General features: G+C 47.6%; 6 protein-coding genes. 5 read left to right on the top strand and 1 reads right to left on the bottom strand.

All coding sequences use genetic code 11. The annotated features are described in order from the left end of the window. The first annotated feature begins 6 nt into the window (after positions 1–6). From IEU85_RS04110 to IEU85_RS04090, 5 genes are all read left to right on the top strand, one after another. On the top strand, positions 7–804 hold the full coding sequence (locus IEU85_RS04110; protein ID WP_188354924.1) for a gamma-glutamyl-gamma-aminobutyrate hydrolase family protein: 798 nt from the start codon (positions 7–9) through the stop codon (positions 802–804). 78 nt (positions 805–882) lie between these two features. Continuing rightward, entirely contained in the window at positions 883–1,527 is a 645-nt protein-coding gene (gene orn, locus IEU85_RS04105; RefSeq protein WP_188354923.1) for an oligoribonuclease, read from the top strand. A gap of 189 nt (positions 1,528–1,716) precedes the next feature. Then, on the top strand, positions 1,717–5,340 hold the full coding sequence (gene rpoB, locus IEU85_RS04100; protein ID WP_188354922.1) for a DNA-directed RNA polymerase subunit beta: 3,624 nt from the start codon (positions 1,717–1,719) through the stop codon (positions 5,338–5,340). A gap of 110 nt (positions 5,341–5,450) precedes the next feature. Next, positions 5,451–9,569: a DNA-directed RNA polymerase subunit beta' gene (locus tag IEU85_RS04095; protein ID WP_188354921.1), complete on the top strand. Its 4,119-nt coding sequence runs from the start codon at positions 5,451–5,453 to the stop codon at positions 9,567–9,569. 101 nt (positions 9,570–9,670) lie between these two features. Beyond that, positions 9,671–10,411: a hypothetical protein gene (locus IEU85_RS04090; RefSeq protein WP_188354920.1), complete on the top strand. Its 741-nt coding sequence runs from the start codon at positions 9,671–9,673 to the stop codon at positions 10,409–10,411. 55 nt (positions 10,412–10,466) lie between these two features. Here the strand turns inward: IEU85_RS04090 and IEU85_RS04085 are convergent, their stop codons facing one another. Further along, positions 10,467–11,675 (bottom strand): putative ABC transporter permease, encoded by a 1,209-nt coding sequence (locus tag IEU85_RS04085; protein WP_188354919.1) that lies wholly within the window; start codon positions 11,673–11,675, stop codon positions 10,467–10,469. Positions 11,676–11,770 lie beyond the last annotated feature (95 nt).

Raw genomic sequence — 11,770 nt, 5'->3', positions numbered from 1 at the left:
GACGCCATGTCAAAGATGCCACTAATAGGAGTAACGCCGCTGGTTGATTACAAGCTACATAGCTTGTGGATGATTCCTGGATATATGGATGCGATTACTCGAGCAGGCGGTATTCCTGTGATGTTGCCGCTGCATCTTGATTCAGCACAGCTTGAAGGATTGCTTGACCAACTTGATGGCATTGTATTTACTGGAGGGCCGGATATATCGCCGGAAGTATTGGCACAATATGCTGGCACCAGCACCAGCAGTATCGACAGTAACGACAGCAGTACGGCACTTGTTAATGGGCAAGCGCAGCAACTCCATACTGATGAAGCAGCAGTAGGTCGCAGCGAAGTGTTAAGTCCTGAGCGGGATGCTTTAGAAATGGCACTATTCCAGTCAGGGTTAGCACGTGATATTTCAATGCTTGGTATTTGTCGCGGTATGCAGTTGATGAATGTGGCATGTGGTGGCACGCTGTGGCATGACCTGCCAACTGAGCATCCTAGCGATGTAGAGCATCATATGCATGATGTTCCTGAGGATGCCCTTGGACATGATGTTACAATCGTGCCAAATACTCCATTATTTGAGCAAACTCAGCTAGAGCATATGCCAGTTAATAGCTATCATCACCAAGCAGTGCGCACATTAGGTGAGGGATTCGAGCTGATGGCTGTAGCTGACGATGGCATTGTGGAGGCAATGTGGCGACCGGGCAATCGCTGTGTGTGGGCTGTGCAGTGGCATCCTGAACTCTTGATTGCACGAGGACCTAATATTATTGATTATTTTGTAGAAACGATAACGAGTTTCTAGTCGGGTAGTGTTGTATACTGATGGGTTCGTGTGAATGCGAATACAGTACACATGCTCAGTCAAGCTAAAGGAGCAACAATGGTAGATGCGCATGATAATGAGGTATACACAGCACAAGATTCACGATTGATGTGGGTGGACTGTGAAATGACAGGTCTTGATATTGAGCATGATGAGTTGGTAGAAGTTTCTGTGGTGCCGACTGATTTTGATTTACATGTGCTTGATGAAGGTATTGATTTGGTTATCAAACCAAGCCAGGCTGCGGTAGACCATATGGATGATTTTGTGCGTAAGATGCACACTCATTCTGGGCTTATCAATGAGTGGGAGCAGGGCTTAAGTTTAGCGCAGGCGCAAGCACAAATTGTAGAGTATATGCAGCGCTTTATTCCACAGGGTATTAAACCATTGCTTGCCGGTAATTCAGTTGGTTCTGATAAGAAATTCTTGGATAAATATATGCCTGATGTGATGGGGCTTATGCATTATCGCGTCATTGACGTGAGCACGTTTAAGGAGCTTTCTCGCCGGTGGTATCCTGCAGTGTATGAGGCGCGTCCTGCTAAGTGGGGTGGTCATCGTGCACTTACCGATATTATTGAGTCACTTGATGAATTGCGCTACTATCGTGAGGCTCTGCTGGTTAAAGATGCACCAACTCTTGAGCAAGCACAGCATATTAGTGCACATATTCGCGAAACTAGTTTGAATAATAAATAATAGTGCAACACGCCATAGACGCTTCGACGTGCATTGAAGTCAAAAGTGTGGTATAGAATTGTTCTTTGATTACCTGAAGTGTGTCATATAGCGGGCATACGTCACCGGGGGAGCCCGCATCAGGCATATAGCGGCCGTTCGGTTCCCTTAACGACATCCACAGCGAACGAGAAGGATAAACCTATCTTGGTGGCCGAAACCAATACTGAAAACACCGCGACTCAGGCACGCGCAAGTGAGCATGATATTGCTCTGCACAAAGCCTCTGCGCGTGTGAACTTCGGTTCTATTAAAGAGCCAATTGATGTACCATACTTGCTTGGCGTACAGACCGATAGCTTTGACTGGCTTATCGGTAATGAACGCTGGCGTCGTCGTGTGGAAGAGGACCTGAAAGCAGGTACCAACACTGTTCCACATGTTTCTGGTCTTGAAGAAGTCTTTGACGAGATTTCCCCAATTGAGAACTTCGCTCAAACTATGAGCTTGACATTCTCAAACCCATATTTTGAAGAGCCACGCCACACCGTACAGGAGTGCAAGGAGAAGGATTACACCTATTCTGCTCCTCTGTATGTGAATGCTGAGTTCTGCAATAATGAAACTGGCGAAATTAAAAGCCAGACCGTGTTCATGGGAGATTTCCCATTACAAACTCCACACGGCACCTTCATTATTGGCGGTACTGAGCGTGTAATTGTTTCCCAGCTTGTGCGTTCTCCTGGCGTATACTTCGACCGCTCTGCCGACCGCATTAGCGATAAGGAAGTATTTGGCGCAAAGATCATCCCAAGCCGTGGTGCATGGCTTGAGTTTGAAATCGATAAGCGCGATCATTTGGAAGTTCGCGTTGATCGTAAGCGCAAGCAGTCTGTTGCTATCTTCCTTGAAGCTATCGGCATGACTGAGCGCGAAATCCACGATGAATTCCAAGGCTACCCATTAGTGCTTGATTCCTTGGCTAAGGAAATTGAAGCAACTGCTCCAAAGAACGCTAATGGCGATGTTGATTTGAGCGCAGGTCGTCCAAGTGACGAAGAGATTCGTGACCATGCTTTGGTTGAACTCTATCGCCGTATTCGTCCGGGTGATACGGCAACTGCAGAAGCAGGTCGCACACTGCTCGACTCCTTCTATTTCAACAATAAGCGCTATGACTTAGCTCGTGTTGGTCGCTATAAGATCAATCGTAAGCTCGGTCTTGAAGGCGATTTCTCTGATCGCAGCTTGAAGCGCGAAGATATTGTTGCCACTATTAAGTACCTGTGCGCTTTGCATGCTCATGCAGAGTCCTTCCCAGGTAAGCGTAATGGTGAGGACGTTGAGCTTCGCGTTGATGTGGATGATATCGATCACTTTGGCAATCGTCGTATTCGCCAAGTCGGTGAATTGATTCAAAATCAGCTGCGTACTGGTTTGAGCCGTATGGAGCGCGTGGTACGTGAACGCATGACCACGCAGGATGCAGAAGCAATTACTCCACAGTCATTGCTTAATATCCGTCCTGTTGCTGCAACAATTAAAGAATTCTTCGGTACATCACAGTTGAGCCAGTTCATGGATCAAAACAATCCATTGGCTGGTATCACCAATAAGCGCCGTCTTTCCGCCTTGGGTCCTGGTGGTTTGAGCCGTGATCGTGCTTCTATGGAAGTTCGAGACGTGCACCCATCCCACTTCGGACGTATGTGCCCAATTGAAAGCCCTGAAGGTCCAAACATTGGTTTGATCGGCTCCTTGGCAACCTTTGGTCGCATTAACCCATTCGGCTTTATCGAAACACCATACCGCAAGGTTGTAGACGGTCATGTCACCGACGAAGTGGAATACATGACTGCAGACCGCGATGCTGAGCACGTTATTGCACAGGCAAACCAGGAACTTGATGCTGATGGCAACTTCCTTTCTGATGATGCATTGGCTCGAGTTGGCGAAGATGAAGCAGTCGACGTTCCAGTAGAATCCGTGGACTACATGGATGTTTCTCCACGTCAGATGGTTTCTGTTGGTGCATCTTTGATTCCATTCTTGGAGCATGATGAGGGTCACCGTGCATTGATGGGCGCTAACATGCAGCGTCAGGCAGTGCCACTGATTAAGTCTGAGCGTCCACTGGTAGGTACCGGCGGCGAATGGCGTGCAGCATATGATTCTGGCGATGTTGTTATCGCAGAAAAAGATGGCGTAGTAGTGTACTGCTCTGCAGACATTATTCGCGTAATGAACGATGATGGAACTACTTCCAGCTATCGTCTCGACAAGTTCAAGCGCAACAACCAGTCCACATGCTACAACCAGATTCCAATGGTTTCTGAGGGTGAGCGCGTAGAAGCAGGTTCTGTACTTGCTGACGGTCCTGCAACCGACCAAGGTGAAATGGCATTGGGTAAGAACTTGCTCGTTGCGTTCATGCCTTGGAATGGTTACAACTACGAGGACGCTATTATTATTTCTCAGCGTTTGGTGCAAGATGACACTTTGAGCTCAATTCATATTGAAGAATATGAAATCGATGCTCGTGACACTAAGCTCGGCGCAGAAGAAATTACGCGAGACCTGCCAAATGTTGGTGAGGATGCTGTTGCAAACCTTGATGAGCGTGGCATTATTCGCATTGGTGCTGAGGTTGAGGCAGGCGACATTCTTGTCGGTAAGGTAACTCCTAAGGGTGAAACTGAGCTTACCCCAGAAGAGCGCTTGCTGCGTGCAATCTTCGGTGAGAAGAGCCGCGAAGTGCGCGACACATCATTGCGCGTGCCTCACGGTGAATCCGGTACTGTTATCGCGGTTAAGGAAATCTCCAAGGAAGATGTGGAAGAAGACGGCGATGAACTGCCAAGCGGCGTGAACAGCATGATCCGCGTGTATATCGCACAACATCGTAAGATTACTCAGGGCGATAAGCTTTCTGGTCGCCACGGTAATAAAGGTGTTATTTCACGCATTCTTCCAGAAGAAGATATGCCATTCTTGGCTGACGGTACTCCTGTAGACATTATGTTGAACCCATTGGGCGTACCAAGCCGTATGAACCTGGGTCAGGTGCTTGAGCTTCACCTTGGTTGGATTGCACACTCTGGTTGGGATATCAATATCGATCCAAACCTTGAGGCAGCATGGAAGCAGCATATTCCACAAGGTGCTGAAAAGGCTGATCCAAATACACCAGTAGCGACCCCTGTATTCGACGGTGTGCGTCAGGATGCACTGCACGGTCTGCTCAAGACCACCTTGCCAAACCGCGATGGTGATCGCATGGTTGGCGACGACGGTAAGGCAGTACTGTATGACGGACGTACTGGTGAACCATTCGGCAAGCCAATTTCTGTAGGCTACATGTACATCTTGAAGTTGCACCACTTGGTTGACGACAAGATTCACGCTCGCTCTACAGGCCCATACTCCATGATTACCCAGCAGCCATTGGGCGGTAAAGCACAGTTCGGTGGTCAGCGCTTTGGTGAGATGGAGGTGTGGGCACTGGAAGCATACGGTGCTGCATACACATTGCACGAAATGATGACCATTAAGTCTGATGATGTTGATGGTCGTGTGCGCGTGTATGGCGCAATCGTCAAGGGCGAAAACCTGCCACCTGCTGGTATTCCAGAATCATTCAAGGTGCTGCTCAAGGAAATGCAGTCCCTCTCTCTTAATGTTGAAGTGCTCAACGCTGAAGGTGTGGCTATCGACATGAAGGAAGAGGATGATGATCCTGTTTCCGCAGCTGATGATTTGGGCTTCAACATTGGTTCACGCCCAGATGCAGGTGCTTCCGCTCCTGATACCACAAGCGAGCCAATGTATCGCTAAACACCGTGAGCGCGGTACAGGTTATCCAGTTATCAACACTTGAAACTGTGCCGTGCACACTTGCGTAAGACTTACAGATCCCAACAGGGAATTAAACAGACAGGACAACAGTGCTGGACGTTAACGCATTTGACAAGCTAAGAATTGGTCTGGCTACCGCTGATGATATTCGCGGCTGGAGCTATGGCGAAGTCAAGAAGCCAGAAACCATTAATTACCGTACCCTTAAGCCAGAAAAAGACGGTTTATTCGGCGAACAGATTTTCGGTCCAACCCGTGACTGGGAGTGCGCCTGCGGTAAATACAAGCGCGTGCGCTTCAAGGGTATCGTATGCGAACGCTGTGGTGTAGAAGTCACCAAGAGCCGCGTACGCCGTGAACGCATGGGACACATTGAACTGGCAGCCCCAGTAACCCATATTTGGTTCTTCAAGGGTGTGCCAAGCCGCTTGGGCTACCTGCTCGATATGGCACCAAAGGACCTCGAAAAGGTTATTTACTTTGCCGCATACATGGTGACCAGCGTAGATGAAGAGCAGCGTCACAAGGATATGCCAGATTTGCAAGACGAATTCGACGTTCGTATCGCCAACCTCGAAAAGGCACGTGATAACGAGCTCGATAAGCGTGCTCGCAAACTTGAGGAAGATCTCGCCACTGTAGAAGCAGACGAAGATCCAAAGAACTCCCTCAAGGGCAAGCTTCGTGCTGCAGCCGATCGTGATTTACGTGCTATTCGCAAGCGTTACAATGACGAGATTGCACGCCATACTGCAGTATTCGATCGCTTCAAGAGCCTACAGCCAGGCGAAATGGAAGGCGATGTAGATCTGTGGCGCGAAATGGTCGATGACTACGGGGACTACTTCGAAGGCTGCATGGGGGCAGAAGCTATTAAGAAGCGTTTGCAAGATTTTGATTTGCAGGCAGAAGCTGACGAATTGCGTCAAGTTATCGAGACTGCAAAGCAAGGTCAGCGAAAGGCTCGTGCATTAAAGCGCCTTAAGGTTATTAACGCTTTCATTTCTACTGGTAACAGCCCAGTAGCAATGGTATTGGATGTTATCCCTGTGATCCCACCTGATCTGCGCCCAATGGTTCAGCTTGACGGTGGACGCTTCGCAACATCCGATTTGAACGATTTGTATCGTCGCGTTATCAACCGTAACAACCGTTTGAAGCGACTCATTGACTTAGGCGCTCCAGAGATTATGTTGAACAACGAAAAGCGCATGCTCCAAGAAGCAGTGGATTCCTTGTTCGACAATGGTCGTCGTGGTCGCCCGGTAACCGGTGCTTCTAACCGAGCATTGAAGTCACTTTCTGACATGCTCAAGGGTAAGCAAGGTCGTTTCCGCCAGAACTTGCTGGGTAAGCGCGTTGATTACTCAGGTCGTTCTGTAATCGTGGTTGGTCCATCCTTGCGCATGCACCAGTGTGGTTTGCCAAAGCCAATGGCACTGGAGCTCTTCAAGCCATTCGTTATCAAGCGTTTGGTCGATTTGAACTATGCACAGAACATGAAGAGCGCCAAGCGTCTTGTAGACCGCGGTGACTCAGAAGTTTGGGGCGTGCTGGAAGAAGTTATTTCTGAACACCCAGTATTGCTCAACCGTGCACCTACACTGCACCGCTTGGGTATTCAGGCATTCGAGCCAATCTTGGTTGAAGGTAAGGCAATCCACTTGCCACCATTGGCATGTGCTGCATTTAACGCAGACTTCGATGGTGACCAGATGGCTGTGCACCTGCCATTAAGTGCAGAAGCACAGGCAGAAGCTCGTTCTTTGATGATGGCTTCTGACAACATCTTAAAGCCAGCAGACGGTCATACCGTAACCATGCCATCTCAGGATATGATTCTGGGTCTGTACTACTTGAGCACCGTCCGTGAAGGTGCCAAGGGACAGGGACGTATCTTCTCCTCACTCGAGGAATGCCGCATGGCACTTGACCTGCACGAAATTGATTTGCAAGCCAAGGTACTGCTTCGTATGCCAGCTGACTTCGTGCTTCCACAAGATTGGGAGCCAAGCGAAGTTAAGGTCGATGGTAGCGACGAGGTTGTGAAAGAAGAGCGTTTGCAGGACGGCACTATCTTGTTTGCTACAAGCTACGGTCGTATCCTGTTCAATAGCACACTTCCAGAAGACTACCCATTCGTCAACTTCCAGGTTGCTAAGAAGCAGCTCGTCAGCATCGTTGATGAGATTGCATCTCGCTACTCTACACAGCAGGTGTCTGCAACCTTGGATGCTTTGAAGGATATGGGCTTCACCCGCGCACCATGGTCAGGCGTCACCTTCGCATTCTCTGATGTTGTTGAGCCAGCTGAGCGTGATCAGATTGTAGCTGAATCAGAAGCTCAGGCTCACAAGATCAATGAAATGTATGAAGATGGTGATTTGACTGCAGAAGAGCGCCGTCAAGAATTGATTGATTTGTGGACCGAATGCACCACTAAGGTCTCCGAGGCTGTGGAAAGCGCCTTCGATCCAGAAAACAACCTGTCAATTATCGTGCAGTCTGGTGCACGAGGCAACATGATGCAGATCAACCAGATTGCTGGTATTCGTGGTCTAGTGGCAAACCCTAAGGGCGAAATTATTCCTCGTCCAGTCAAGTCCAACTACCGCGACGGCCTTTCCGTACTGGAGTACTTCATCTCCCAGCACGGTGCACGTAAGGGTCTGGCTGATACCGCATTGCGTACAGCAGAATCTGGTTACCTCACCCGTCGTCTGGTAGATGTCTCTCAGGATGTTATCGTTCGTGAAGAGGATTGCGGTACCAAGCAGGGTCTTGTTATGGCCGTTGGTGAACGTGATGAAGATGGCAATTTGAAGGTAGTCAAGGCTGCTGACGGTGGTCCATACTCACGTCTGCTCGCTGCAGATGTGCTCGATCCACAAGATAGCAACACCGTACTGTACAAGCGTGGCGATGCTTTGAGCATGGATGTAATCCGTGACCTCGTAGCTCACGGTGTAGAAACCGTGAAGGCACGTTCTGTACTCACCTGCGAATCCAAGCGTGGCGTGTGCGCTAAGTGCTACGGCTGGTCCTTGGCAACCAACAAGCTCGTCGATATTGGCGAAGCTGTTGGTATTGTTGCAGCACAGTCCATTGGTGAGCCTGGTACTCAGCTGACACTGCGTTCCTTCCACTCCGGTGGTGTTGCAGCAGCATCCGATATTACACAGGGTCTGCCTCGTGTTACCGAGTTGTTCGAAGCACGTACCCCTAAGGGTGAAGCACCAATTGCTGAGTATGATGGTGTGGTTGAAATTTCTGAAACCAACACTGGTCGCGTTATTAAGGTGATTCCAGATGATCCAGAAGCACGCAATGCTGATGGTGAAACCGTAACCTCACTTGAGTATCCAGTCACTTCTCGTGTGCCACTTTTGGTGCACAATGGTGACCATATTCGTCGCGGTACACAGTTGCACGAAGGCTCTGTAGATCCTAAGAAGATTCTGCGCATTATGGGTCCACGTGCAGCACAGGTGAACATCGTAGAAGAAGTCCACACGGTATACCGTTCTCAGGGTGTAGATATTCACGACAAGCATATTGAAGTTATTGTGCATCAAATGCTTCGCCGCTACACCGTGCAAGACTCTGGTGATACTGATCTGCTGCCAGGCGAACTTGTCGATAAGGCTCGCTTCAAGGAAGCAAGCAAGGCTGCAGTTGCAGCAGGCAAGCGCCCAGCAGTTGGTCGTCCAGAATTGATGGGTATTACCAAGGCTTCTCTGGCAACCGATTCATGGCTGTCAGCAGCATCCTTCCAGGAAACAACTCGCGTACTGACCGAGGCTGCGTTGAACCAGAAGGTTGACGATTTGAAGGGTCTTAAGGAGAACGTCATTATCGGTAAGCTGATTCCAGCTGGTACTGGTCTTGCACGTTACCGTAATGCCGTAGTTGAGCCAGACAAGGCTATTCGCGATTCTATTTATCCAAGCTTCGGTTTGGGTGAAGAAGGCTCCGATGGTCTGCTCGGTCTGAACGACGGTGATATGAGTGACGTAGACTTCTCAAACATTGACTTTGGTGACCTCACCTTAGGCAGTGATTTTGATCCAGATAACTTCACTCCAGATGCGTTCAATACAGACGACTACTCAGATTTGGGTGACTTCGGTGATTTAGGTGGTGACTTCAACTTCGGCGACTTGGGCGACGAAAACGGCACCATTACCAACATCACTCCAGAAGAGTAGCCTCAAATAATTGAGCCTTAGCAAGAAAAGCTAGAATATGTGCCCGCCAATCGGCGGGCACTATTGTTATGAGACAAGGTACAATAACAATAGGAGTAATAATGATACCAGAAGCATTACAAAGGAGTGATGCCAGCATGGTCGAACAACATAATAAGATAATCAACGCAGCTGCAAGGAGCATCCTCGCTCCTGAAGGATTGTTCAGAATAGGAGCTTCTAGAACTTGGATTGATGATAATGGGTATTTTGTAATACTAGTCGAGTATCAACCTTTTACCATCAGTAAAGGTTCAACACTTAATGTCGCTGTAAGTTTTCTATGGGAAAGTAGTGAAGGATTAAATACTACTTTTGCATTTAATTATGGATCGCGTGTAGGTAAAGTTGGATACGTGCCATACACAGGAGACGACGCAGATTTTTCAGCAAAGATGGAATGGTTTGCACAAATTGCATTACAAAAAGTTCGAGAGTATAGACGTTTTCGCGATTTAGATTATGCAAAAGCACAATTAGAGGCTCAATTGGAAACACTAGTAGCACAGAGCGGATATTGGAATCATTATGACCTTGCTATGCTCTGTTTTTTGAAAAGAGATTATCAAGAAGGATTGCACTACTTCAACTTGTTTCTTAGAAAACTCAGTGAGTGTAATCACAGACACACTCCTGCGATAGATTGGGAAGTAGATTTATATAACCATTGCATTCAAGTACTACTTCCCCAATTGGAGAGCGAGAATACCGCATACAAGATGGTAAGAGATATGATTACACGCAGAAGAACATACTTTTCTGAACGACCTTCAACTAAAAAGCTCGGTATAGTGTTTGACTAAAGATGCTCGATATTTTAGCTGTAGCTAGGCGGTATTGTGATTGAGGAGAGCAATCCTACAAACGACCTGCAGAGCTTGGATCCAAATGCATGGTCTGGAAGCGATGCGCCATCACATCATTATTAAAATACGTCGCAAAGAAGCGCTCAATAGGCGATCCTGGAGCAATGCCAGAAGCCCGAGTAAACCAGCAATCAAGGGCCATTAGAGTCATCACAATATCAACAAGCATAATAATGACAGCAATCGTAGTCACTGAATAGCGCCACTTCCAAGGAATTCTATTGATTAACTTCAGCAAATTGGGTAAGCAGAGTTTAAGCCAAACCAGTCCCAATATACCCCACATAATCATGTATTTACCGCTGGTACGCCCATCAATAGAAAGCCATTGGCCAGTATAATCCCAAGCAGTAATACCAAAAGCCACCTGCATAAACCAGCTTGTGGCATACTCAAATGAGCCGCCAATAATAGCAGAGGCAAGGAAAATTAACACTACATTACTGTCATATAAGCGATTAAGCAGCATAGTGAGTAGCACGCCACCAAACCCATAAATAGGGGAAAACGGACCAAATAGCAACCCCGCACGATCTTGGTACTCACCAAAGAGGATAAAATGGTATACCGTTTCAATGCCTAAACCAATAACGCTAGAAACCACAAACACCCAAAACAGGTTAAAGAAGTCGAGTTGAATATATCCTTTACCGCTTAAATCACGGCCAACCATATTGATACGTAACGCCTCTTCATACGCATCACGCGCATTCATGGACCGTAATTTACGCTGTAACTGACGTTCGTCAAATAGCGAAGGATCAGCAGTAACTGACACAGCAATAAGAATTACCATCTGCACCAAAGCAGTCAGTTGATGAGCACTGACACCATACAGTGCCAGATCAATCAAACCCTGCGCTACAGTAAATGGCATGATTGCATAAGCATACCGTGCTACTTGCATTCGGCGGTTGCGCATAATGCCAATGCCTAGAGCTGCAAGCGCACACATAATGCCAAATTGCAACACGCCATCGCTATGCGCCAGAATGCTGGTCAGTGTAGGTGTGTGAGTAATTGGATTTGTGTATAAAGCATGTACTGTATCAACGCCGAGCATTACAAATGTTGGCAAAGAAAGCGCAGCATCGACAATAAGTAACACCCCATAAACACGAATAATAAGAGGTAGTTTGTGTGCTTCTAAATGCTGCTGATATGAAGTATGAGTTACTGTTTGCATAATTTCCTCGTTCATCTACTGCACTCCATAGTAACAGCGTGAAATAGAGAAACAAAATATTCAATCTGTATAAGAATTAGAAGATTCAAGCATACTGTGATGAAATACTG

The organism is Galliscardovia ingluviei, assembly GCF_014635685.1.
In the GTDB taxonomy this organism is placed as follows: domain Bacteria; phylum Actinomycetota; class Actinomycetes; order Actinomycetales; family Bifidobacteriaceae; genus Galliscardovia; species Galliscardovia ingluviei.
Note: the sequence above shows the minus strand (reverse complement) of the source record. Positions and strands in the feature narration are given on the sequence as shown.